Here is a 22,650-nt window from a genome sequence, read left to right as displayed (position 1 = left end):
CGTGTCCTTCCTGCGCCGGTTGCTCGGCGACCGCACACCTGCGGACTTCGCGGGCTCTTTGGACCCGGGTGAGGACGTCGTCGACAGCGCGCCCGTCGAGGGCGGCGGATACCTGGTCGTGACGCAGCTCGGGCTGTGGGTCCCCGCCGAGGGTGGCGCGCGGCGCGTCGGCTGGCACCTCGTCGCCAAGGCGACCTGGGCGGACGGCGTGTTCACGCTGACCGAGTCGGCCGAAGTGGGTGAGGCGGGCGCGGCGGTCGTGCTGGCCGACCTGCCGCCGGAGCGCTTCCGGCTGGCCGCGCCGGGCAAGGTGCCGCGCGAGGCCTACCAACGCGTCGAGGGCTCGATCCGGTCGCGGCACCGCCAGGAGATCGGGACCGGCGGCGCGTGGTTCGTGCAGCGCAAGGTCCCCGGCCGCAACGGCAGCGTCCTGCAGGTCCGGCCCGACCCGGGCACCGACGCCGAGCTGGTGGCGGCCATCGCCGAGCAGGCCGCCGCGAAGCTGGTCAACCCGGCCGAATAGCAGTACGCTCGTACTCAGTACAAGCGTACTGTTTGGAGGCGGCCGTGTGGGATCCGGAGAAGTACCTCGACTACGCCGACCTGCGGGCCCGGCCGTTCTACGACCTGGTCTCGCGCATCGGCGCTGCCGCTCCGCGCCGGGTGGTCGACCTCGGGTGCGGCCCGGGGAACCTGACTGTTTCCCTCCGGGATCGCTGGCCCGGCGCGACCCTGGAGTGCGGCGACAGTTCACCCGAAATGGTGACGGCCGCGCGCGCCCGCGGTCTCGACGCGTCGCTGCTCGACGTCCGCGACTGGACGCCGGCGCCGGACACCGACGTCGTGGTGTCGAACGCCGTCCTGCAGTGGGTGCCGGACCACTCCTCTTTGCTCCGCCGATGGGTTTCAGGGCTGCCGTCCGGGGCTTGGCTGGCGGTCCAGGTGCCGGGCAACTTCAACGCGCCTTCGCATGCGCTGACGAGGGAACTGGCGGCGTCCCCGGCGTGGTCGTCCCGGCTGGCCGAGGTGGTCCTGCGCGAGGACGACGCGGTCTCGAGCCCGCTGGAGTACGCGAACCTCCTGGCCGACGCGGGCTGCGGCGTCGACGCCTGGGAGACGACGTACGTGCAGCCGCTGCGGGGGGCGTCGCCGGTGCTGGAGTGGATCACGGGGACGGCGTTGCGCCCGATCCGCGCGGCCCTGCCCGACGCCGAGTGGGAGCAGTTCCGCACCGAGCTGGCCCCGCGGCTGGCCGCGGCATACCCGGCCCGCACCGACGGCACGACGTGGTTCGAGTTCCGCCGCGTGTTCTTCGTGGCCCAGATCTAGCGGCGAACCTTCTCACTGATCTTGGCCCGCGCGACCCCGGCGGCGCCTTGGACCATCGGATGGTCGACGACCCGGCGGTAGGTGCGCACGAGCTGCTCGTACCGCCCCCGGCCTGCCTTGGCGCCCAGCACGTACCCCAGGGCTGCCCCCAGCAGGAACTTCTTCATCCGCGTCCACGCCTTCCGTCGATAGGTCGTCCGACTGTCCATTGTCCAGGAAAACGGCCGTGAGGGGGCGGTTGCGCCAAGTGGGGGGTGGGTGCGGAGGGTGTGCGGGCATGGGCTAAAGTTCTTCTCGTCGGTCGGAGAGACCGGCACCGGAAGTGAGCAACATTCCCCTGTAGCTCAACTGGCAGAGCATTCGGCTGTTAACCGGAGGGTTCTTGGTTCGAGTCCAAGCGGGGGAGCAGAGGCCCAGGTCAACGCCTGGGCCTTCTTTGCGTCTGCGGTCGGGGGCGATTCAGTGTCGATTTTGGCAGTCGTCCAAACGGCGGACTGCCCGGCTGCCGCCGCTGTCCCGGTGACGCTGTAGTGCCCCGGTGCGCGCTATGTGCTTCTCGAGATGAGGCACCGTCTGCCCCAGCGCTGTCCAGGGAAATCAGTGAGAGCGCGGCCAAGAGCCGCGAAGCATCGGCGCTGCCGACCGCGGACTGACTTCCGGTTCCGGTTCCGGCAGCAGTACCGCCCGCTCACGGATCCGATCCACCAGAGCCGCCTGCGCGACGATCGCCTGGCCTTCCAGGTCCGACGGCACGCCGTCCCGTGCGCGGGACACGAAATGTCTTACCACTGCCGCGAACTGGTCGTCGGGTGGCAGTGTCCGCTCTTCGACCCCTTTCCCGCTCTCGATCCGGATCACCGGGGCGTGGCCGGCCGGTGGCGTGTACGCCCACAACGCCGTGATTCGGCCCTGGTCGCCCGTCAGCTCGTAGCGGGAGCGGTACCCGTGGCGCATGCCGAACGTCACGTGCGCCGTTCGGCCCGACAGCCCGGCGAGCAACGCGGACCCGCCGACGTCGACGCGCAGACGGGCGTCGACGTTCAGCGTCGCTCCGGCGACTTTGCTGCCCTCGCCGAGGAAGTCCAGTGCCGTGCGGACCGGGTACACGCCGATGTCCAGCAGCGCGCCTGCGCCGACCTCCGGGTCGTAGCGCATGTCGCCCGGTGCGGGCGCGGGGATCGTGAACTCCGCCGTCAGTGAGCGGACCGTGCCGATGGTCCCCGCGGCCACTGCTTCGCTCACCGCCGTGTGCTGGGAGTGGCAGCGGAACATAAAGTTCTCGAACAGCGTCAGACCCTCGGCGAGTACGTGCAGGCCTGCCTCGAGCGCGCGCTCGACCCATTCCGCGTGCAGGGCCGCGGGGAGCGGGATGTACACCGCGTCGAGGTCGTCTCTGGCCAGCAGGCGGTCGTAGCCGGTCACGGCCTCGCCTCCGAACCGGGCGGCGAACCGGGCGGACTTCGCCGGATCACGGCCGGCCAGGGCGACCACCGCCACGTCGGGGTCGCCGGCCAAGGCCGGGAGCATCTTGCGCCAGGCGATGCTCGCGCAGCCCAGGACAGCGAAGCGGAGCCGGCTCATGCTCGATCCGTTTCGACGAAGGAAGCGGCCGGTCGGCCGCTGGGGGTGGTACCGACCGGCCGCGAGACGGGTTGCCCGGCTCAGCCGAAGGAGATCACTGCCGAGGCGACTTCGCTGTAGGACTCGTTCGCCGCGCCCACGAAGCAGCCGTTGGCGACCGTTGTGCAGTCCACCGGGCCCGACGCTGTCGTCAGGACCTTGTGCACCACGAACGACGTCGACACCGCTCCCGTGGCGTCGGTGGTCGTCGTCTGGCTGCCGGTGTCGCACACCGGGCCCGTGGTGCCGCCGGCGCACTCCCAGATCGTCACCGCCTCGTTCGCCGTGTAGCCGGTGGCCGACACCGCCACCGACGCTCCGTCGGCCAGGCCCTCGGCCGGTGACACCGTCACGCCGGGTGCCGCCGGTGCCGCGTTGGCCGCCGTGCCGCCCGCGATGACGACGGCGAACGCTGCCGCAGTTGCCGCGAAGAACCGCACCTTGGTGGTTTTGGACATGCAGGAACACTCCGAATCATCAAGGGGAAAGTGCAGGTCAGGAACCACGCGGCCGGGGTGGCCGTGATCGTTTGACCGTGATCCCGATACTAGGAGAGAAGTTCACAACATGGCAAGCAAGAAGTATCAACTGCTTGTTTTCTGCCGGTGCCGAGCACGGACCAGGCCGGGAGCGGAAGCGTCCCGGCCTGGTCCGTGGTCCTGGCGATCACGCCGTCGGCACGGCCTTGATCGGCTTGGCGCCGATGTGCTGCCAGTCCTGCGGCCCCGCCCACTCCTCGAACGTGTGCCAGCCGACGTCGGGGAAGTCGGCGCGGAGGGCGGCGATGTCGGCGGCGAACCCGACGCGGCCGATGTACCGGAACATCGCACTGAGGTCCGGACCGAGGAACGGCGCGTCCGGCGAAATCGCCGCGTAGCGAACGGGTTCGCCGATGACCTGTTCCAGGATCGCGGCGGCGGACGCGCCGGTCAGGTCGTCACCGGCGATGTCGAACCGCTCGCCGAGCACGTCGTCCCGGTGTTCCACCGCGTGGCGCACGAAGCCCGCGATGTCGGCCACGGCGATCTGCTGCAGCGCCCGCGCCGCGGGCATCGGCGTCGGCAGGAGCCAGCCGTCGTCGGTCCGCCGCAGGCCGAAGAACCGGTTCTCCATGAAGAACGCCGGCGCGACGACCGTGTGCGGCACGCGGTTCTCCCGCAGGTGCCGCTCGATCGCCGCCTTGCTGTCGAAGTGCGGGACTCCGGTATCCCGGTCGGCGCTCGCCGCCGAGGTGTAGACGATGTGCCCCACCCCCGCGCGCCGCAGCCCGTCGATCGCGCCGACCCCCGCGGTGACCTCGAAGTCCGTGCCGGCGTCGAAAGAGTCCGAGAGCAGGAACGCCGCGTCGGCGCCGTGCGCGGCCTCTTCGATCGACGCGGCGGCGGCGAGGTCGCCGCGCACCACCTCGGCTCCGAGACCGGCCAGTTCGACCGCGGCCGGCGAGTCCGGTCTGCGCGTGAGCGCCCGGACGACGTGCCCGCGCCCGAGCAGTTCCCGGGCGACCGCGCCACCCTGCTGACCGGTCGCGCCCACCACGAGGACGTCGAGACTCATACCGGAACCTCCTGGGCCACGGGCGACACCCGGCCGGCTCGCCGGGTGCGCAGGCTTCGGCTGAGCCACACCAGGCCCGCCATGCTGTAGACCGCGTCGGCGGGCGCCACCAGCGCCGACGCCGCGACCAGCACCGGGTGCCGCAGGCCGGCGTCCACCAGTGCGCCGATGCGGTCCCGGACCTGCTTCGGCGTACCCGCGACCACCCGGCTCGCGACGAGCTCGTCGGGAGCCGCGCGGATGGCGTCCTCGACCTGGGCCCGGCTGTACCGGTGCGGCAGCAGGTCCATCGCCCCGCGGAAGTCCGGGCCGAGAGGATGCTCGGCACCGAACGCGCGCCACGCGCCCGCGTCGGCGAGCAGCGCGAGGTACCGCACGGACTTGGCGCGCAGCAGCCGCCGCACGTGCTGCTCGTCCCGGCCGAGCACCACGGTCAGCACCTGCGCCGCGTGGATCGCTTCGGGGTCGCGCCCGGCCCGCTTCGCCGCGCCCTGGACCTCGCGCAGCCGCCGCCCGTATTCGTCCGGGTCGACCGGCTCCCACGGGTACCAGCCGTCGGCGTACCGGCCGGTCAGCGCGAGCATCCGCGGGCCGTGCGCGGCCAGCCAGATTTCGGGCCGGCGGCCTTTCGGCGCCCGCAGGTCCAGCACCGCCTGGTCCAGCTGGAAGAACTCGCCCGCGAAGTCGAACGGCTCCGTGGCGTCGAAGCACTTCCGGATGATCTGCACCGCCTCGGCCAGCCGGGCCACCGGCCGGTCGCAGGAGACGCCGTAGGGGTCGAGGTTTTCCCGTTCGCCGGCGCCGAGGCCCAGGATCGGCGGCTTGCGCGTCAGGTGCGACAAGGTCAGGAACGTCTGCGCGAGGCTCACCGGGTGGCGGCGGTGCGGATCGGTCACGCCGACGGCGAGCTGGACGTTGCCCGCCTTGGCCGCCAGGTGCCCGAGGGCCGTGGCGAAGTCGAACGCCTCGTCCGGGGTGGGCGAACCCTTGGCCAGGAACGTGAAGTCGGTGTCCCAGACGGCGCGGGGGAACGGGCTGACCAGGTGGTCGACCGTCCACAGTGAACCCATGCCCGCCAGCTTCGCCAGGTTGAGGTGGCCGGTACCCGCCGCGGCCGGCGCGCTGGTGGCCCAGACGATCCCGGGCGACACGGAGCGGCTCATCGCGGCTTCGCCTCCAGGACCCAGTTGGGCGGCGTCGCGCGGGTCGTGGTGGCCAGCTCGAACCCGCTGGTGGCGAACAACGCCCGCCACTCGGCCTCGGTCCGCTCCCGGCCACCGAGGTTGACGAGCATCTCGATGTCCATCAGCTTGCTGAAGTCGAACGTGTTGAGCTCGGGCACGGTGGCCTCGAACAGGATCACGCGCGCGTCCGCGTTGTCGCCGATGCGCCGCCGGATGTTGCCGAGGATCGTGACGCACTCGTCGTCGGTCCAGTCGTGCAGGACGCTCTTCAGGACGTAGGCGTCCGCCACCGGCACGTCGGCGAAGAAGTCACCGGGGGAGCGCGTGACCCGGTCCTGCACGCCGTTGCGCTCGAGCACCGGGTCCGCACCGGCGAGCACCTCGGGCCGGTCGAACAGGATGCCCTCGACCGCCTGATTGGCGCGCAGTACCGCGGACAGCATGTGACCGTGCCCGCCGCCGATGTCGGCGACGACGCCGAACCGGCCGAAGTCGCCGATCCCGCTCAGCTCGTCGGCGGCCGCTTCGCTGAAGGCCGTCATCGCGCCGTTGAAGACCTCCGCCAGGTGCGGGTGCGCCGCGTAGAAGTCGAACGACTGCATGCCGTGCACCTGCTGGAACGCCTGCTCGCCGGTGCGCACCGTGTCCACCATCGAGGCGTAGGACTGCAGGCGGCAGGCGTGGCCGACGTGCCGCGCGAAGTTGCGCAGGCTGCCGGGCGTGTCGCTGCGCAGGCAGTCCGCGTCCGGGGTCAGCTCGAACCGGCCGTCGGGTCGCTCGGCGAACACCCCGAGCGAGGCCGCCGCGCGCAGCACGCGGTACAGCGAGTCCGGGTCGGTCTCGGTGGCCGTGGCGATCTCGGCCACCGTGCGAGGGCCGTCGACCAGGTGGTCGGCGACCCCGATCTCGGCCAGCACGTTGATCGAGTGCGAAAGCCATTGCGCGGTGACGAGCATGATCACGCGTACACGGGGCGGCAGCACCGCCAGGTTCGGGAAGCCCGCCCCGGCGGTCGGCGGGGCGATCACTTCACTGGTCACGAGGTGTCCTCTCATCGGATGGGCTGGGGCTGGTCAGGACGTCGGCCGGGTCAGCACCGCGGCGGACTGGAAGCCGCCGAAGCCGCTGCCGACGCTGAGCACGACGTCCATGGGGTGTTCGCGGGCGTGCACCGGGACGTAGTCGAGGTCGCACTCGGGGTCCGGGGTGCTCAGGTTGGCGGTCGGCGGGACCACCTGGTGCTCCAGCGCCAGCGCGCAGGCGGCGAGCTCGATCGAGCCGATGGCGCCGAGGGAGTGGCCGACCATGGACTTGATGGAGCTCACCGGCACCGTGCGGGCGTGCTCGCCCAGGCTTTGCTTGAACGCCGCGGTTTCGTGCCGGTCGTTCTGCTTGGTGCCCGACCCGTGCGCGTTGATGTAGTCCACTTCGGACGGATCCAGGCGGGCCTGCTCGAGCGCCCGGTCGATCGCTTCCCCCATCTCCCGGCCGTCCGGCCGGAGCCCGGTCATGTGGAAGGCGTTGCTGCGCGCCGCGTACCCGGCGAACTCGGCGTAGATGTGCGCGCCGCGGGCCCGCGCGGCGGACAGCTCTTCGAGGAGCAGGACGGCCGCGCCCTCACCGATGACGAACCCGTCCCGCTCGCGGTCGAACGGCCGGGACGCGTGCCGGGGGTCGGCGTTGTTCGCCGACGTCGCCCGGATCGCGTCGAAGCACGCGACGGTGATCGGCGAGATCGGCGCGTCGGTCGCGCCGGCCAGGACCACGTCGGCCGAGCCCTCCCGGATCAGCGTCGCGCCGTGGGCGACGGCGTCGATGCCGGACGTGCAGCCGGTGGAGATGACCGCCGCGGGCCCTTCGGCGTTCGCCGCCCAGGCGACTTCGGTGGCCAGCGTGCTGGGCACCATGAAGCTGTACAGGTGCGGCACGACGTAGTCCTCGTCGACCTCCCAGTGCTTGCCGTGGTCGCTGAGCACCACGTACTCCCGCTCCAGCGCGGTCGTCGCGCCGACGGCACTGCCGACGCTGACGCCGATGCGCTCGGGCGGGATCGCCCCGAAGTCGAGACCGCTGTCGGCCATCGCCTCCCGGGTGCTCGTGACGACGAACTGGGCGGCCCGGTCCATCCGGCGGACCTCGCGTTCGCTCAGCCCGTTCGCCACGGGGCAGAAGTCGACCTGCGCCGAGATCTGCGACCGGAAGCCGCTGGGGTCGAACAGGGTGATGCGGTCGGTGGCGGTTCGCCCGTTCGAAAGCAGGTCCCAGAACTCCTTCTTCCGGATCCCGCCCGGGGCGACGACGCCGATGCCGGTGACGGCGACCCGGCGGCCCTGTGCTGGCGGTGCCATGAGCTTCCTCTCCGAGAACGGTGGTCCTAGGACTCGCCGAACTCGTCGGCGCGGTATTCGGACACGACCTGGTAGATCGCGAACGGCTTGGCGCGCGTGCCGTCCTGGTGGTCCCGCAGCGGGGCGGTCGACGCGCGGTGTTCCGGGCCGCGTTCCCAGGCGTCGAACTCCTCGAGGCTGGCCCACTCGCTGAGCACCGCCAGCTCCGCCGGATCGTGCGGTGAACGCAGCAGCTCGTTGCCGAGCAGGCCCGGCGTCCCGGCCAGGCTCTCGCTGATCCGGTGGTACGCCCGCTCGATCGGCACGCTGTCGGCACCGCGCAGGTAGAGCAGCACGCGCACCCGGCTCATCGGGACGCGCCGGCGGCCTGCAGCGCGTGGACCACCGTCGTCGTCTCCATCGACCCGCCCGTGCGGAACGGGTGCAGCTTCACCCGGTGCTCCAGGTGGTCGGCGCTGCGTTCGAACTCGCGGAACTCCGGCTCGCTCGTCCAGTCGCTGATGACGAAGTACACCGGTGTGCCGTCCTGCGTGCTGCGCAGCAGCCACTGCCCGAGGTTGGCGGGGTGCCCGGTGATCACGTCGGCGATGTCGAGCCAGGTCTTCTCGAACTCCGGCTCGACCCCGTCCTTGATCTCGAACCGGAGGATCACCCGGAAGGTCTCCCGCGCACCCATCACATGCCCCCGTCGACGGTGATGACCGCGCCGTTGACGAACCCGGCGGCGTCGCTCGCCAGGAAGGCGACGACCGCGCCGACATCGGCCGGGTCGCCGAGCCTGCCCAGCGGGATCCGCTTGCGGTAGCCCTCCAAGCGCTCTTCGACGGCCGCGCGTTCGTGGTCGGTGGCCCGCTCGGCCATTTCGGTCGCGATGATCCCCGGTGCGACCAGGTTGACGCGCACGCCCTGTGCGCCCAGTTCCTTCGCCAGCGACCGGGTGAGGCCGGTGAGCCCGGCCTTCGCCGCCGTGTAGTGGGCGCGCAGCGGAACGCCGATCTCGGCGACCTTCGAGCCGATGTTGATGATGGTGGAGCCCGGCCGCAGGTGTGTCATCGCACGCTGCGCCAGCAGGTACGCGGCGGTCAGGTTGGTGTCGAGCACCCGGTTCCAGTCCGCCAGCTCGAGCTTGACGAACGGGATGTGGCTGATCGCGCCCGCGTTGTGCACGAGGACGTCGAGCCCGCCGAGGCGCTCGCCGCACACCTCGATCAGCCGGTCGATCTCGGTTTCCTGGGCGATGTCGGCCTGCACCACGTAATGGTGGCCGTCCCGTTCGGACAGTTCGGCTTCGAGGGCCTTCGCCGCTTCGGTGTCGCCGCGGTAGCAGGTGACGACGTCGGCGCCGCCGTCCGCCATGGCGAGCACCACGCCGCGGCCGATGCCGCGGGTCCCGCCGGTGACGAGAACGCGTTTCCTGGCAACGGAAAGTGCCATGGTCTTCCTCCCTGGGTGAGTCGGGTGGGTCAGTCGGTGGCCGCTTCGACCTTGTCCTTGATCAGCTTCAGCTGGCCGGCGGAGTTGGTGTTCAGCCGGTCGGTCATGCCCGCGTCGTCCAGCGGCGCGCCCGGCTTCATCTCGAAGTCCTGGACCCAGCGCATGCGGACGCCGCCGCCGAGCTCTTCGTACTCCCAGAACAGGGACATGTACTTGAAGACACCGGTGTCGACCCGGTGCGCGCGCACGGTCCGGGTGGCCGGGTCGGGCGTCCGCTCGGACACCCAGCTCCAGGTCTTGCCGTTGTCGTCCGGGTGCAGCGAAAGCCGGAACCGCACGGTGTCGCCGCGCTGCTCCAGGATGACGGCTTCGGCGTACTCGCTGAACAGCCGCGGCCAGCCGGCGACGTCGTTGGTCATCCGCCACACCCGGTCGAACGGGGCGTCGATCACGATCTCGTTGTCGGTGTGCCCGGCCACGGCTAGACCACCTCCACGAGGCTGCTGTTGACGTAGGCGACCAGGTCGTCGGGACGCAGGAGCAGGGTCGCGGAGTCCTCGGGGAAGGAGATCCCCAGTTCCTGCTTGACGCGCGCCTGGATCTCCAGCATCGCCAGCGAGTCGAAGCCGAGGTCGGTGAACTCGGTGGCGCCGATGTCCCCGCCGAGGTCGACCCCGTCGTCGGCGCCGCCCGTGGCGTCCATGATCTGTCTCAGACTGTCCAAAGTGAACACTGCCTGTCTCCCTTCTCGGTCAATCGGTTCCGCACTGGCGCACGACCATCGCGGAGTTGAAGCCGCCGTGGCCGCGGGCGAGCACCAGCGCGATCCGCACCCGTGCTTCCCGCGGTTCGTCCAGCACCAGGTCGAGGTGGTACTCGGCGCCCGGCCGGCGGACGCCGACGGTCGGCGGGATCACGGAGTCCCGCATCGACAGCAACGCGAACGCGACGTCGAGCGCCGCACCGCCCGCGAGGAGCCGGCCGGTCATCGTCTTGGGCGCGGTCACCGGAACCCCCTCCGGCCCGAAGATCCCGGCGATCGCGGCGGCCTCGTCGCGGTCGAGCGCCGGTGTCCCCGCGGCGTCCGCGAAGACGACGTCGACCTCGCCGGGCGCCACCCCCGCGTCTTCCAGCGCCGCCAGCGCCGCGCGGCGGAGACCGGGCGGCCGCGGCGAACCCGGTGGGGGATCGAACGTCGCGGCATACCCGGCGATCTCGCCGTAGCGGTGCGGCGCGCCCCGGTCCACCGCGGCCGCGTGGTCCTCCACGACGGCGATGGCCCCGCCTTCGCCGACGACGTGCCCGCACGCGTCGGCGTCGAACGGCAGGTACGCGCGGTCGGGGTCGGCGCGCGTCGACATCCGCCCGGTGGCGGTCTGCGCGACCAGCCCGTACGGGCACAGCGAGGCGTCGGTGCCGCCGGTGACGATCACCGGGGTGCCCGCCCGGAGCAGGCGCCGGGCCTGGCCGATGGCGTCGAGCCCGCCGGCCTGTTCGGTGGCGACCACCCCGCACGGACCGCGCATCCCGTGCCGGATCGAGACCTGGCCGGTGGTGGCGGCGTAGAACCACGCGATGGACTGGTACGCCCCGACGAACTCGGGGCCCTTCTCCCACAGGCGCTGGATCTCCCGCTGGCCGAACTCGTTCCCGCCGGACGAGCTCGCGGTGACCACCGCCATCTCGTACTCGCCGAGCGCCGCGGTGTCGACGGCCGCGTCGGCGAGTGCGTTCCCGGCGCACACCAGGCCGTGCTGGGTCCACTTGTCGGTCTGCACGATCAGCCCGCGCGGAACGCGGTCGACGGCGTGGAAGCCGGCCAGCTCCCCGGCGACCGTGACCGAGTACCGGGACGCGTCGAACCCGGAGATCGGCCGGATGCCGGTCTTCCCGGCCAGGGTGGCGGCCCAGCACTCCTCGACGCCCATCCCGTTGGGCGCGAGGACGCCGAGGCCGGTCACCACGGCGGTGGTCACCGGCGCTCCGCGGCGACCGGCGCGACCGGGCCGCCGACGTCCATGCCGGCTTCGGAGGGGTCGGCCGGCGCTTCGGTGTCCACGTGCCCGAGTTCGGGCCGCGGGGCGAGCGGGCACAGGTGGAACACCGCGAACGCGGCTTCGGTGCCGCGGTTCTCCAGCCGGTGGCGCACGTCCTTGGGCACCAGGACGGCCTCGTCCGCGCCCAGTTCGACCGGCTCGTCGTCCACCGTCAGCACGAGCGTGCCGCGGACGACGTAGAGGTACTCCTCGGAGTACGGGTGGTAGTGCTCGGTCACGGACTCGCCCGGCAGCAGCGTCACCCCGCCCATGAACCCGGTGGTCGACCGCACCGTCTTCGGGCTGAGCAGGACCCGCAGGTCACCGCCCCGCCGCCGGTTGGCCGGCACGTCGCCGAGAGCGATCTTCTGCGTCACGTGGCACTCCAGCTGTAGAAGGTCTCGGCCATCGCGTCCTTCGGTTCGCGCCAGCCGGGGTCGTACGGGCTGATGAACTCCCCGAGCCGCTCGTTGATGTCCTTGTAGAGCGGGTGGGACCGGGCCTTGTACAGGTCCCCGGTGATGTCCTCGTCGGCTTCGACGAGGTGGAAGTAGAGCCCGTGGAAGCGGAAGAGGGTCCGGCGGCTCACGCCGATCAGGTGCGGCAGCTCGGACGCGTCCGAATCGGCGAAGATCCGGGCGACGTCCGCGCTGTCCTCCGCTCCCATGCGGGCCACGATCAGTGTTCTCTGCACGCGCACCTCCGAAGGTGGTCTCGTTGTCGGACAGGGGTTTCAGACGCGCGCGGGCAGGATTTCGCCCGCGGGGGAGTCGTGCATCGCCAGCTGGGACAGGCAGCGCATCGCGAGCCGGCCGACGATGTCCGGGTAGGACTCTTCGGTCGGCCGCAGCGTCCCGCCGGACAGCGCGGACAGCAGCCGGGTTTCGTGCGCGAAGGCCGTCGCGTCGCGGGCCACCACGCGGGCGACGTCCCGCAGTTCGCCGGTGTGCTGCCACAGCCGCACGACGGACTCTCCGTTGCGGTACCAGCGTTCGGCGAGCAGTGCGGGACCGTCCGGGTGCCCGGGCTCCGCCCAGATCGGCACCAGGCTCTCCAGCGCGAAGTCCGCGTGGGCGGGACCCGGGTGCCGGAACCGCATCACCGTGATGCGCGCGAGCCGGTCCGGCGTCGTCGACCCACCGCAGTCAGCCATCAGGCTGTTTTCGAAGTACCGGAGGAAACCCTGCTCGGTCTGGGTGTCCCGTGGCTCGGCGAGGAACGGGCTCAGCCGCTGCTCGGCGAACTTCACCGTGGTCTGCCGGGACATGTGCCGGGCGACGTCGTCGAGCTCGCCCTGGTACTGGATGATCCGGACCATGCTGTCGTCCCCGATGAACAACCCGGTGGCGGGGATCAGGCCGACCTCGTTCCCGTCCGCGTCGTAGACGACCGGCGAGCCGGTCCGCTTGAACCCCGTGGCCGAGAAGATCTCGGCGATCTCGGCCTCGGTGTCCGGGCGGATGCTGTAACTGATGGCGGCAAACGACACTTTCCTACCTTTCTCACTCGGTGCACCCGGTCAGGTCAGATTCCGTGTGATGCCGGCCCACGCGCTCAGCTCGACGTCGGTCAGCGGCGCGGGCTCCGGCGGGGAACCGGGTGCCGGTTCGCCCGGTTCGGCCGGGACGGGCAGGACGACGAACACGGTGAAGGCGGCGCCCACCGAGCCCAGCGCCGCCAGGGCGTACCGGCCGAGCGCGCGCAGGCGGCGGCGCGACTGTCCACTCTGGACGAAACGGCGGTCCGGCATCCGGCCCTCACCTTCCTTTCCGTCCGGCTCGTGCGGCACCCTCAGCCAACCTCGGGCGGCCGCGCTCGACCACGTGCTTGTGCCTGCAGGAATGCCGGAACTTCACCGGCTCGGGGTCAGGACGACGGCCGCGTCCTTCTCGCCGTCGCCCCGTCCGGTCGCCGCGGCGAACCGCCGCGCGGCGTGCGTCAGCAGGTCGGCGTCGAGGCCGTGGTCCCGCGCGGTCCGCTCGGCGAGCCGGAGGTCCTTGGCCATCAGGTCGGTCCGGAACGCCGCCGGCACCAGCCGGTCGTCGCGCACCAGCGCGGCTCGGAAGCTCAGCACCGGCGAGCTGAAACCGCTGCCCGCGATCGCCTCGAGGAGCCGATCGCGGTCGACCCCGCCCGCGGCACCGATGTCGAGCGCTTCGGCCAGGCCGGCCAGCTGCACGCCGAGCAAGGCGTTGAACGCCAGCTTCGCGCTCGCGCCCGACCCGGTGGCGCCGATGTGCCAGGTGTGCTTGCCGATCGCGCCGAGCAGGTCCGCCACCTTGGCGACGTCGGATTCGTCGCCCGCGGCGAGCACGCGCACCTCGCCGGATCTCGCCTGGAGCGGGTTGCCGATCAGGCAGGCCTCCACCCGGGACACCCCGGCTCCGGCGAGCCGCGCCGTGCATTCGCGGGAGAAGTCCGGTGAGACGGTGGAGGCGTCGACGACCACCGTGCCCGGCTTGAGGCCGTGCACGGCGCCGTCGTCGCCGAACAGCACCTCGGCCACGGCTTCCGGCCCGCTGAGGCTGACCAGGACCGTGCCGGCGTCGCCGACGGCGGCCGCGGGCGTCGCCGCGAACCGCGCACCGCGGTCGGTCAGCGGGCGCGCCTTCGCCTCGGTCCGGTTGAACACCGAGACCGGCCGGCCCGCGTCGAGCAGCCGGTGGGCGAGCCCCGACCCCATCGCGCCGAGGCCCAGGCACGCGATCGTGGTGTCCGGTCCGGTCATGACGGCTCCTTGTCGAGAGAGGTGATCCAGGTGGCGTTGAGGGTCCCCGACGCGGCGACGCTGGCCGCGCCGGTGAACACGGTCTTGCCGTGCCCGCGGAGGGTGACCGACAGGGGCCCGGCGTCGGTGTCGACGATCGTCGTGCCCCAGGCGCCCTCCGACCGCTGGCGGGCGGCCGCGGCGGCGCACACGGCCGTGCCGCACGAGCGCATCTCGCCCGTGCCCGGTTCGTACACGCGGGTGCGCAGCCGGCCGTCGGCCAGCACGTTGGCCCAGGTGATGTCGAGGTCGGCGCCGGCGAAACCGGGGTCGGCCAGCACGGGCTCGGCCGACAGGTCGAGCGTCTCGACCGGCGTCGTCACGAAGCACACGAGGTGCAGGTTGCCGAGCGAGATGACGCTGCCCGGGTACTCGCGGCCGCCCAGCCGGACCGACGACGAGCCGAGGAACTCCGGCGGCAGCAGCTCGATCGACGTCGTGCCGCTGTCGTCGATGACGGTCCGCTTCGCGCCGACCTTGGTCCCGATCCACACCTCGCCCGGCGCGATCAGGCCGGCGTCGAGCAGGTAGCGCGCGATCAGCCCGAGCCCCGGCCCGCACATGGGCGCGACCGTGCCGTCCGGGTTGCGGCAGTCCATGAACCACTCGGCGTCGCCGGCCAGTCCCGGATCGGCGAACTCGGTGCGCACCAGGCGGAGCACGCCGTCGCCGCCGAGGCCGCGGTACCGGTCGCACAGGCCGCGCACGGCGTTCCCGGTCAGCCGGACGTCGTCGTCGGGATCGATCAGCAGCACGAAGTCGTTGCCACCGCAGAAGCCCTTCGCGTACCGCGGCCCCTGGTCAACCGCCTGCGGGGACACGGCGCTCCTCGGCGGACGCACGGGCCTCGAGGAAGTCCGTGAGGTCGAACAGCCGCAGCGCGTTCCCGGCGAGGATGTCCTCGGCCTCGGCTTCGCCGATCGGGAGGTCGCGCACGGCCTGGACCTTGTCCTCGAACTTGACCGGGATCGGGGGCGCGTCGGTGCCGAAGACGATGTGCCGGGCGCCGAGCAGGCGCAGGTTCGCCTCGTGCAGGCTGGGGTGGTCGAAGGTGGTGTCGACGTACAGGCGGCCCGCCAGCTCGCTGGGGCGCAGCGACGACGCGGTCCGGTGCAGCTCCGGCACCGGCGCGCCCGCGGCGTCGTCCTCGCCGCGGTTCTGGGTCGTCCGGTCGTCCCAGTGCCGCGGCCGGACCGCCCAGTCGATGCGGTCGGCGAACAGGCTGAAGGCGCCGCCGGAGTTCGCCGAGATGAAGTTGAGCGACGGGTGGCGTTCCAGCCGGCCGGACAGCACGAGGGCGGCGAGCCCGAGGGTCGCGTCGCACGGCCGGCCGAAGATCTCCAGCAGGCCGTAGTTCGCGATGTCCCGGCAGCTCGCGGGCATCGGGCCGGCGTGCAGCAGGATCGGCACGCCGGCCTCTTCGGCCATGGCGAAGAAGTCGTCGGCCCGCGGGGAGTCGAGGTACTCGGCGTCCGCGCTGAAGTTCGCGATGAGCCCGACGAAACCGGGTTCGCGCAGGGTTTCCGCCGCGGCGGCGACACTCTTCTCGTCGCCGAACACGTCGCAGTAGACGTAGGCGCGCAGGTTCCGCCACCACGTCTGCACGGTCTCGCCGAGCCAGTCGTGCAGCGCGCGCAGCTGGTCGAACGGCTGCTGGTAGCCGAACGGCTGCCGGTACCCGGTGAACCGATCCGCGGGCGCCATGGTCCGCGCGCCGCTCGGGCTGCCGACGATGGTCAGCTCGATGCCGGCGGCCGCCTTGGCCTCGATCATGCCTTCCACGTCGACCAGGCTGCGGGGCATCGGGGCGCGCTCGGCCGCTTCCGCCGAGATGATGTGCCCGTGGACGTCGATGATCATCGCGCGATCGCTCCCGTCGGGTCCTGGGCGGGCTTGCGGAAGTACAGGCAGCGCATCGCGGAGTCCGCGAAGAACGTCCGGAACCCGTCGGGGGTGCTGAGGTCGGCGGGCTTCTCGAGGTACTGCTGCAGCGCGCGGTCGATCTCCGCGTGCGTCGACTCCATGGACTTCTGACGCAGCAGTTCGGGCAGCGGGCCTTCGAATTCCATCACGCGCACGACGAGGTTGTCGCGCACGAAAACGGCGGTCGCCAGCATGCGGCCGACCACGTTTCCGGTTTCGTCGGTTATTTCGAGCGAGTCCGGCGGGGGATAGCGGAGGAGCAAGTTCTCGACTTCGTTCCTGCATTCCCGGCGAAACGTCCAGGCTATCGCCGCAACCTGCGTCATCTGATCACCTCTTGGAGTTCCCGCGAGTTCTCGCAGCGGATCGGATCCGTGCCCCACTCAGGCAAGGATGGGCACGGCGCAGGCGGCTGGCCAGGCAATCGGGGCAACTGCCGCCGAAACTGCCGATCGGCGCCACTACTTCCGCCAGAACCACATGGCCGGGCTCTCCACCTGGTGTTTAGCTTTGGCGCGTGACGGTATCGAAAGACGAGGCGAGCACTGCCCACGACTTTCGTCGAGCGGCAGTCGGGCAAATGGCGAACGACGGCGTGCACCGCACCTTGCACGAATTGTGGGAGCACGCGGTGCGGCGGCACCGGCACCGCACCGCGCTGATCGCCGGCGGTGAAGTCCTTTCCTACGACGAGGTGAACACCCGGGCGAACCGGCTGGCGCGGCTGCTGGCCGACCACGGTGCCGGACCCGAACGCGTGGTGGCGCTGGCGATGCCGCGGTCCGCGGCGATGGTGACGAGCGTGCTGGCCGTGGCGAAAGCCGGGGCGGCGTTCCTGCCCGCCGACCTCGCGTACCCGGCCGAGCGGGTCGCGCACATGCTGGCCGACGCCGCACCGGTGGTGGTGTGCACGACGCGCGCCGGAGCCGGGGCGCTGCCCGAGACCGGTGTCCCGGTGGTGGTCCTCGACGACGAGGGCCCATCCGAAGCGCTGGAGAAGCGCGCCGGCACGGACCTGACCGACGGCGAGCGCACCGGCGGGGTCTCCGCGGCGAACCTGGCCTACGTCATCTACACCTCCGGCTCGACGGGCCGGCCCAAGGGTGTCGCGGTGACCCACGCCGGGTTGGCCGGGCTGGCGAGCGCGAAGGTCGCGGCGATGCGGGTCACCGAGGACAGCCGGGTCCTGCAGTTCGCGTCCCCGAGCTTCGACGCGTTCCTGACCGAGCTGCTGGCGGCGCTCACGGCCGGGGCCGCGCTGGTCGTGCCGTCGGCGCCGACGCTGGCCGGCGAGGTGCTCAAGGCGGCGCTGCTGGACGGGCGCGTCACGCACGCGGTCCTGCCGCCGACCGCGGTCGCGACGCTGGCGCCGGAGGACTTCCCCGAGCTGCGGACGCTCGTCGTCGCCGGGGAGGCGTGCCCACCGGACCTCGTCGCGCGGTGGGCGCCGCACCTCCGGCTGCTCAACGCCTACGGGCCGACCGAGGGCACGGTGTGCGCCACCATGACCGGGCCGCTCTCGCCGGGCGAGCCGGTGACCATCGGCACCCCGATCGCCGGGGTCTCGGTGTACGTCCTCGACGGCGAGCTGCGGCCGGTGCCGGTCGGCGAGATCGGCGAGCTGTACCTCGGCGGCGCCGGGCTGGCGCGGGGCTACCTCGGCAGGCCGGCGCTGACCGCCGAGCGGTTCGTCGCCGACCCGTTTTCGACGGCGGGCGCTCGCATGTACCGCACCGGCGACCTCGGCTCGTGCCGCGCGGACGGCGCCATCGTGTTCCACGGCCGCGTCGACGACCAGGTCAAGCTCCGCGGGTTCCGCATCGAGCTCGGCGAGGTCGAAGCGGTGCTCACCCGGCACCCCGCGGTCGCCCAGGCCGCCGCGGTGGTCCAGGACGACGAGGCCGGTGGCCGGCAGCTGCTCGTGCACGTGGTCCCGGCGAACGGGAGCGCGCCCTCGCCGGACGAGCTGCGCGCGCACGCGAGGAAGTACCTGCCCGACCACATGGTCCCGGCCGCCTACCCGGCGCTGGCGGCGATGCCGCTGTCGCCGAACGGGAAGGTCGACCGGACCGCGCTCCTCGAACGGGAAGTCCGGCCGCGCTCGAATGGCCGGCCGCCGGAGACCTCCGCCGAGAAGGCGATCTACTCGATCTTCCGCGAACTGTTCGAGGGCGCGCCGATCGACGTCGGCAGCAACTTCTTCGAACTCGGCGGGACCAGCATCCTCGCCATCGACGTGATCCTGCGTGCGCAAGAGGCCGGCCTGGAGCTCTCGCCGCGCAGCGTCATCGACAACCCGACCATCGAAGCGCTGGCCGCCGCCGCCCGGAGCGAAGCATGACGACCCGACCGATCGCCGACCCCGGCGCGCTCGAAGACCTCGACCTGGCCTCGCCGACGTTGCACGCCGAGTACGAACTGGGCGAGGTGTGGCGGCACCTGCGCGCCCACCACCCGGTCCACTGGCAGCCGCCGCGCGGGTCGCAACGCGGGTTCTGGGTGATCACCCGGTACGCCGACGTCAACCAGGTGTACCAGGACAAAGCGCACTTCGGGACCGAGAACGGCAACGCGCTGGCCACGCTGCTGCACGGCGGGGACTCGGCGTCGGGGTCGATGCTGGCGGTGACCGACGGCGAGCGCCACGACAAGGTCCGCGGCGTGCTGAAGAGGGGCTTCTCCAGGCGGATGCTCGACCTCATCGGGCATTCGCTGCAGGAGACCGTGGACGGACTGCTGCGCAGCGCCCTCGAAAAGGGGGAGTGCGACGCGGCCCGGGACGTGTCGTCCAACGTCCCGCTCGGGGCGATCTGCGACTTGCTGGAGATCCCCGGAGACGACCGCAAGTACCTGCTCGACCTGACCGCGCACGCGTGGAGCTCGGACTACGCCGACGAGCCGCCCGAGGAGAGCTGGGTCGCCAAGAACGAGATCCTGCTGTACTTCAGCCGGCTGGCCAAGGCCCGCCGGGGCGCGACCGGCGACGACATGGTCACGCTGCTCGCCAACTGCCACATCGACGGGATGCCGCTCAACCAGGCCGAACTCATGGCGAACTGCTACGGCCTGATGATCGGCGGCGACGAGACCGGCCGGCACGCGATCACCGGCACGATCCTGGCCCTGATCGAAAACCCCGGCCAGTGGCGGGCGCTCAAGAACGGCGACGTCGACCTGGCCACCGCGACCGAGGAAGCCCTGCGCTGGACGGTGCCGTCCCTGCACGGCGGCCGGACGGCGACCGCGGACGTCGTGGTCGGCGGCCGGCAGATCGAAGCCGGGGACGTGGTCAGCGTGTGGATCTCGTCGGCCAACCGGGACGAAACCGTGTTCGCCGACCCGGACCGGTTCGACCTCGCCCGGACCCCGAACCAGCACTTCACCTTCGCGTACGGGTCGCACTACTGCCTCGGGCACTACCTGGGACGGATGGAGGTCCGCGCGGTGCTCGACGGCCTGCGCCGGCTGGTGTCCGAAGTGGAGCAGACCGGCGAAGAGAAGTGGATCTACTCCAGCATCCTGCACGGGATGAGCTCCCTGCCGGTCAAGTTCACGGCATGAGCGAGCTTGCGAGCGAATCATTCAACACTGCGCCGGCCGCTCAGGCCGCGCCGAGCGTCAGCGAGGTGTGCGCATGAGCGCGCCGGAGTGCGCCGGGGCCGCCGCGGCGGTGGCCATCGTCACCGGCGCGGCGCGCGGCATCGGTGCGGTCACCGCGAAACTGCTCGCGGCCCGGGGTGTTTCGGTCGTCGCCGTCGACCGCGACGAGGGCGAGCTCGCCGGCACGGTGGCCGCGCTCGGCAGCACCGGCACGGGCATCGGCTGCGACGTCACCTCGGCCGATCAGGTGACGAGCATGGCGCGCCGGGCGGTGGGGGAGTTCGGGTACGTCGACGTCCTGGTGAACTGCGCCGGCGTCACCCGCGACCGGCTGCTGCTCACGATGACCGACGACGAGTGGGACGCCGCGGTCGACGTCAACCTCGGCGGCACGATCCGCTGCTCGCGCATCGTCGGCGAGCACATGAAGCGGCGGCGCTCCGGGCACATCGTCAACTTCAGCTCCGTCGCCGCCGACGGCAACGCGGGCCAGGCGAACTACGCGACCGCGAAGGCCGCCATCACCGGCTTCACCCGGGCGCTCGCCGCGGAGTTCGGCCCGTTCGGCGTCACCGTCAACGCCGTCGCGCCGGGCTTCGTCGCGACGGCGATGGTGGACGACCTGGCCGACCGCCTCAACGTCGACCGGCAGGCGTTCCTCGACCGGGCCGGGGCGGCGACCGCGCTGGGCCGCGTCGCCTCGGCCACGGACATCGCGGGCGTCGTGGCGTTCCTCGCCGGCCCGCGGTCGGGCTACGTCACCGGGCAGACCGTCTACGCGACCGGTGGTGACCGGTGATCGCCGGGTTCGGGTAGCCGGCCGGCGACGTGGTCGCGCAGCCGCCCGAGCACGTCGACCAGGGTGGTGCGTTCGGCGTCGCTGAGGATGCCGAAGGTCAGCTCGGCGTGTGCTTCGTGCAGGGCTTGGATCTCGCCGAGGTGTTCGTGGCCCTTGGCGGTGATCTCGAGCCGCGTCGAGCGGCGGTCACCGGGATCGTGGCACCGCTTGAGCAGCCCTTCGTCCTCCAGGCCGTCGACGAGGGACGTGATCGACCTGCCGGTGACGCCGAGCCGGTCCTTGAGGTCACCCATCCGCGGGGTGCCGGCCTCGTCGACGGCCAGCATCAGCAGAACGCGGGAGGTGGACCAGCCCCGCTGCTGGTAGGGCTGCCCGGCGAACCGCCGCAGCGCGTGCGTGGTGCGCATGAGCGCGTCACCCAGCTGCGCCCCGGTCGGCGGGCCCTCCGGCCGGGACGACGCCGGCGGTTTGTCGCTTGACACCCCCCGAGCATACCGGTAATCCTGACAAGCACAAATAACTCAGTCCGGATTGACACTAATTTCAGGAGAGCGTGCATGGAAGCAACGGGGACGAGCACGGGCCCGCCGGGGACCGTCTCTCCGGTGAAGAAGAAGACGTGGTTCAGCCGCAACTACAAGTTGCAGATGGCCGGCGCGATCATCTCGGCACTGGGCACGTCCGCCGCGCCGGTCGCGATGGCGTTCGCGATCCTCGACACGGGCGGCTCGGGCACCGCGGTCGGCCTGGTGTCCGCGGCGGGCACGGTGCCCGCGGTGCTGTTCTTCGTGATCGGCGGGGTGGTGGCCGACCGGCTGCCGCGCCACTTGGTCATCGTCGCCACGAACCTGGTCAGCACGGTCGCCCAGGGGCTGTTCGCCCTGGTGGTGTTCCTGGATTCGATCAAGCTCTGGGAGCTGATCGCGTTCTCCGCTGCCAACGGGCTCGCGATGGCCTTCCGCATGCCGGCCACCGAAGGCCTGCTGATGCGCAGCGTCGGCCGGGAGAACGCCAGCAAGGCGTTCGCCATCTTCCGGACCGGCCTCAACGGCGCCCAGGTCGCCGGCGCCGCGCTCGGCGGCGTGCTGGTGTCCGCTTTCGGCCCGGGCTGGGTGCTCGCGATCGACTCGGCCACGTTCGCCTTGACGTCGTTGCTCGCCTTCGCGATGGTGGCCGAGGGGACGCTGCGCAAGCGGGAAGGCATGATCACCGAGCTGCGCGAAGGCTGGACCGAGTTCTCCAGCCGGAAGTGGCTGTGGACCGTGACCGTGCAGTTCGGCGTCGTCAACGCCCTCGGCGTCGGGGCGTTCACGGTGCTCGGCGCGGTGGCCTCCGACCGTCAGCTCAACGGGGCGAGTGACTGGGGTTTCATCCTTTCCGCCGACGCGGTCGGCATGATCCTCGGCGGGTTGCTGATGGTGAAGCTGCGGCCGCAGCGGCTGCTGGTTTCCGGCGTCTCCGGCGCCGTGATGCTCGCGTTGCCGCTGGCGGCGTTCGCGGCCGGCGCGCCGCTGCTGGTGATCTGCGCGGCCTCGCTGCTCGGTGGTGTCGGTGTGGAGATCTTCACCGTCAACTGGATGACCACGCTGCGGCAGGAGATCCCGCACGAGAAGTTCTCGCGCATCGCCGCGTACGAGGCGCTCTGCTCGTTCGGCCTCACCCCGCTGGGCGCGGCCGGCGCGGGCCCGGCCGCGGACCGGTTCGGTCTCGGCCGGACGCTGTGGTTCGCGAGCGGGGCCATCGTCGTCACCACCGCCATGGTTCTCGCCTCGTCCGAGGTGCGGAAGGTCAAGCGTGCACCGGACGACGGCACCCGCGGGCCCGGTGGGCCGTTCGGTGGTCCTGGCGGTCCTGGCGGTCCTGGCGGTCCCGGTGGACCGGGTGGGCCTGGCGGTCCGGGTGGGCCCGGCGGTCCTGGTGGGCCGCCCGGGCCCCGCTGACCGCCGCGGGGGGCCGGGGCGGCCCCCACCCCCCCCGCCCCCGCGGCGGGGCGCACGGCCGGGGCCGGGGGGGCAGGCGGGCCCACCACACACCCCCGCGACGTATAATTGTGAGT

28 protein-coding genes and 1 tRNA gene are annotated in these 22,650 nt (G+C 71.8%); 7 read left to right on the top strand and 22 right to left on the bottom strand.

Features of this window, described 5'->3' with window-relative positions:
* Position 1 precedes the first annotated feature (1 nt).
* Both QQ657_RS10850 and QQ657_RS10845 read left to right on the top strand, forming a co-directional pair.
* Positions 2–523 carry a hypothetical protein gene (locus QQ657_RS10850; RefSeq protein ID WP_284741937.1) on the top strand — a complete coding sequence of 174 codons (522 nt, stop codon included), beginning with the start codon at positions 2–4 and terminating at the stop codon, positions 521–523.
* A 44-nt stretch (positions 524–567) separates the two neighbouring features.
* On the top strand, positions 568–1,329 hold the full coding sequence (locus QQ657_RS10845; RefSeq protein WP_284741936.1) for a trans-aconitate 2-methyltransferase: 762 nt from the start codon (positions 568–570) through the stop codon (positions 1,327–1,329).
* On the opposite strand, the gene QQ657_RS10840 is transcribed toward QQ657_RS10845, so the two are convergent.
* Positions 1,326–1,538 (bottom strand): hypothetical protein, encoded by a 213-nt coding sequence (locus tag QQ657_RS10840; protein ID WP_284741935.1) that lies wholly within the window; start codon positions 1,536–1,538, stop codon positions 1,326–1,328. The genes QQ657_RS10845 and QQ657_RS10840 overlap by 4 nt on opposite strands.
* A 124-nt stretch (positions 1,539–1,662) precedes the next feature.
* On the opposite strand from QQ657_RS10840, the gene QQ657_RS10835 reads away from it, so the two are divergent.
* A tRNA-Asn gene (locus tag QQ657_RS10835) sits at positions 1,663–1,735 on the top strand.
* Between the two features lie 191 nt (positions 1,736–1,926).
* Here the strand turns inward: QQ657_RS10835 and QQ657_RS10830 are convergent.
* The 20 genes from QQ657_RS10830 to QQ657_RS10735 all read right to left on the bottom strand — a co-directional run bounded on the left by QQ657_RS10830 (position 1,927) and on the right by QQ657_RS10735 (position 16,521).
* Positions 1,927–2,910, bottom strand: a complete 984-nt coding sequence (locus QQ657_RS10830) for a Gfo/Idh/MocA family protein (protein WP_284741934.1) — start codon at positions 2,908–2,910, stop codon at positions 1,927–1,929.
* A gap of 80 nt (positions 2,911–2,990) precedes the next feature.
* Positions 2,991–3,407 (bottom strand): enediyne antibiotic chromoprotein, encoded by a 417-nt coding sequence (locus tag QQ657_RS10825; RefSeq protein WP_284741933.1) that lies wholly within the window; start codon positions 3,405–3,407, stop codon positions 2,991–2,993.
* A gap of 208 nt (positions 3,408–3,615) precedes the next feature.
* Positions 3,616–4,503, bottom strand: a complete 888-nt coding sequence (locus QQ657_RS10820) for an NmrA/HSCARG family protein (protein ID WP_284741932.1) — start codon at positions 4,501–4,503, stop codon at positions 3,616–3,618.
* Positions 4,500–5,666, bottom strand: coding sequence for an LLM class flavin-dependent oxidoreductase (locus QQ657_RS10815; RefSeq protein WP_284741931.1), 1,167 nt, complete (start codon positions 5,664–5,666; stop codon positions 4,500–4,502). The genes QQ657_RS10820 and QQ657_RS10815 overlap by 4 nt, the downstream gene beginning before the upstream one ends.
* Entirely contained in the window at positions 5,663–6,727 is a 1,065-nt protein-coding gene (locus tag QQ657_RS10810) for a methyltransferase (protein WP_284741930.1), read from the bottom strand. The genes QQ657_RS10815 and QQ657_RS10810 overlap by 4 nt, the downstream gene beginning before the upstream one ends.
* Positions 6,728–6,760: 33 nt before the next feature.
* Entirely contained in the window at positions 6,761–8,035 is a 1,275-nt protein-coding gene (locus tag QQ657_RS10805; protein WP_284741929.1) for a beta-ketoacyl-[acyl-carrier-protein] synthase family protein, read from the bottom strand.
* 26 nt (positions 8,036–8,061) lie between these two features.
* Positions 8,062–8,385 carry an antibiotic biosynthesis monooxygenase family protein gene (locus QQ657_RS10800; protein ID WP_284741928.1) on the bottom strand — a complete coding sequence of 108 codons (324 nt, stop codon included), beginning with the start codon at positions 8,383–8,385 and terminating at the stop codon, positions 8,062–8,064.
* On the bottom strand, positions 8,382–8,711 hold the full coding sequence (locus QQ657_RS10795; RefSeq protein ID WP_284741927.1) for an antibiotic biosynthesis monooxygenase family protein: 330 nt from the start codon (positions 8,709–8,711) through the stop codon (positions 8,382–8,384). Before QQ657_RS10795 ends, QQ657_RS10800 begins: the two co-directional genes overlap by 4 nt.
* Entirely contained in the window at positions 8,711–9,469 is a 759-nt protein-coding gene (locus tag QQ657_RS10790; protein WP_284741926.1) for an SDR family NAD(P)-dependent oxidoreductase, read from the bottom strand. Before QQ657_RS10790 ends, QQ657_RS10795 begins: the two co-directional genes overlap by 1 nt.
* A gap of 29 nt (positions 9,470–9,498) precedes the next feature.
* Positions 9,499–9,948 (bottom strand): SRPBCC family protein, encoded by a 450-nt coding sequence (locus QQ657_RS10785; RefSeq protein ID WP_284741925.1) that lies wholly within the window; start codon positions 9,946–9,948, stop codon positions 9,499–9,501.
* A 2-nt stretch (positions 9,949–9,950) separates the two neighbouring features.
* A complete protein-coding gene (locus QQ657_RS10780; RefSeq protein WP_284741924.1) occupies positions 9,951–10,172 on the bottom strand; it encodes an acyl carrier protein in 222 nt (73 codons plus the stop codon).
* A 49-nt stretch (positions 10,173–10,221) separates the two neighbouring features.
* Complete coding sequence (locus QQ657_RS10775) at positions 10,222–11,445, bottom strand: ketosynthase chain-length factor (RefSeq protein ID WP_284741923.1); 1,224 nt, start codon at positions 11,443–11,445, stop codon at positions 10,222–10,224.
* A complete protein-coding gene (locus QQ657_RS10770; RefSeq protein WP_284741922.1) occupies positions 11,442–11,882 on the bottom strand; it encodes a cupin domain-containing protein in 441 nt (146 codons plus the stop codon). The genes QQ657_RS10775 and QQ657_RS10770 overlap by 4 nt, the downstream gene beginning before the upstream one ends.
* Complete coding sequence (locus QQ657_RS10765) at positions 11,879–12,199, bottom strand: TcmI family type II polyketide cyclase (protein ID WP_284741921.1); 321 nt, start codon at positions 12,197–12,199, stop codon at positions 11,879–11,881. Before QQ657_RS10765 ends, QQ657_RS10770 begins: the two co-directional genes overlap by 4 nt.
* Positions 12,200–12,238: 39 nt before the next feature.
* Complete coding sequence (locus QQ657_RS10760) at positions 12,239–12,994, bottom strand: SchA/CurD-like domain-containing protein (RefSeq protein WP_284741920.1); 756 nt, start codon at positions 12,992–12,994, stop codon at positions 12,239–12,241.
* A gap of 30 nt (positions 12,995–13,024) precedes the next feature.
* Positions 13,025–13,255 carry a hypothetical protein gene (locus tag QQ657_RS10755; RefSeq protein ID WP_284741919.1) on the bottom strand — a complete coding sequence of 77 codons (231 nt, stop codon included), beginning with the start codon at positions 13,253–13,255 and terminating at the stop codon, positions 13,025–13,027.
* 102 nt (positions 13,256–13,357) lie between these two features.
* Entirely contained in the window at positions 13,358–14,233 is an 876-nt protein-coding gene (locus QQ657_RS10750) for an NAD(P)-dependent oxidoreductase (RefSeq protein WP_284741918.1), read from the bottom strand.
* Positions 14,230–15,093: a diaminopimelate epimerase gene (locus QQ657_RS10745; protein WP_284741917.1), complete on the bottom strand. Its 864-nt coding sequence runs from the start codon at positions 15,091–15,093 to the stop codon at positions 14,230–14,232. The genes QQ657_RS10750 and QQ657_RS10745 overlap by 4 nt, the downstream gene beginning before the upstream one ends.
* The gene (locus tag QQ657_RS10740; RefSeq protein ID WP_284741916.1) at positions 15,074–16,132 is read right to left on the bottom strand and encodes an amidohydrolase family protein; all 1,059 of its coding nucleotides are present in this window, start codon (positions 16,130–16,132) and stop codon (positions 15,074–15,076) included. Before QQ657_RS10740 ends, QQ657_RS10745 begins: the two co-directional genes overlap by 20 nt.
* Entirely contained in the window at positions 16,129–16,521 is a 393-nt protein-coding gene (locus QQ657_RS10735; RefSeq protein ID WP_284741915.1) for a SchA/CurD-like domain-containing protein, read from the bottom strand. Before QQ657_RS10735 ends, QQ657_RS10740 begins: the two co-directional genes overlap by 4 nt.
* A gap of 254 nt (positions 16,522–16,775) precedes the next feature.
* Here QQ657_RS10735 and QQ657_RS10730 point away from each other — a divergent pair, with 254 nt between their 5' ends.
* From QQ657_RS10730 to QQ657_RS10720, 3 genes are all read left to right on the top strand, one after another.
* Complete coding sequence (locus QQ657_RS10730) at positions 16,776–18,536, top strand: non-ribosomal peptide synthetase (protein ID WP_284741914.1); 1,761 nt, start codon at positions 16,776–16,778, stop codon at positions 18,534–18,536.
* On the top strand, positions 18,533–19,756 hold the full coding sequence (locus tag QQ657_RS10725; RefSeq protein WP_284741913.1) for a cytochrome P450: 1,224 nt from the start codon (positions 18,533–18,535) through the stop codon (positions 19,754–19,756). The genes QQ657_RS10730 and QQ657_RS10725 overlap by 4 nt, the downstream gene beginning before the upstream one ends.
* A gap of 73 nt (positions 19,757–19,829) precedes the next feature.
* A complete protein-coding gene (locus QQ657_RS10720) occupies positions 19,830–20,594 on the top strand; it encodes an SDR family oxidoreductase (protein WP_284741912.1) in 765 nt (254 codons plus the stop codon).
* Here the strand turns inward: QQ657_RS10720 and QQ657_RS10715 are convergent.
* On the bottom strand, positions 20,570–21,076 hold the full coding sequence (locus tag QQ657_RS10715) for a MarR family winged helix-turn-helix transcriptional regulator (RefSeq protein WP_284741911.1): 507 nt from the start codon (positions 21,074–21,076) through the stop codon (positions 20,570–20,572). The genes QQ657_RS10720 and QQ657_RS10715 overlap by 25 nt on opposite strands.
* A 75-nt stretch (positions 21,077–21,151) precedes the next feature.
* Between QQ657_RS10715 and QQ657_RS10710 the strand changes: the two genes are divergently transcribed.
* Positions 21,152–22,534: an MFS transporter gene (locus QQ657_RS10710; protein ID WP_284741910.1), complete on the top strand. Its 1,383-nt coding sequence runs from the start codon at positions 21,152–21,154 to the stop codon at positions 22,532–22,534.
* Positions 22,535–22,650: the final 116 nt, after the last annotated feature.

The sequence above is a fragment of the Amycolatopsis ponsaeliensis genome (genome assembly GCF_030182635.1).
Classification (GTDB): domain Bacteria; phylum Actinomycetota; class Actinomycetes; order Mycobacteriales; family Pseudonocardiaceae; genus Amycolatopsis; species Amycolatopsis ponsaeliensis.
The sequence above is the reverse complement of the archived record's forward strand: the minus strand, read 5'-3'. Positions and strand labels throughout refer to the sequence as shown.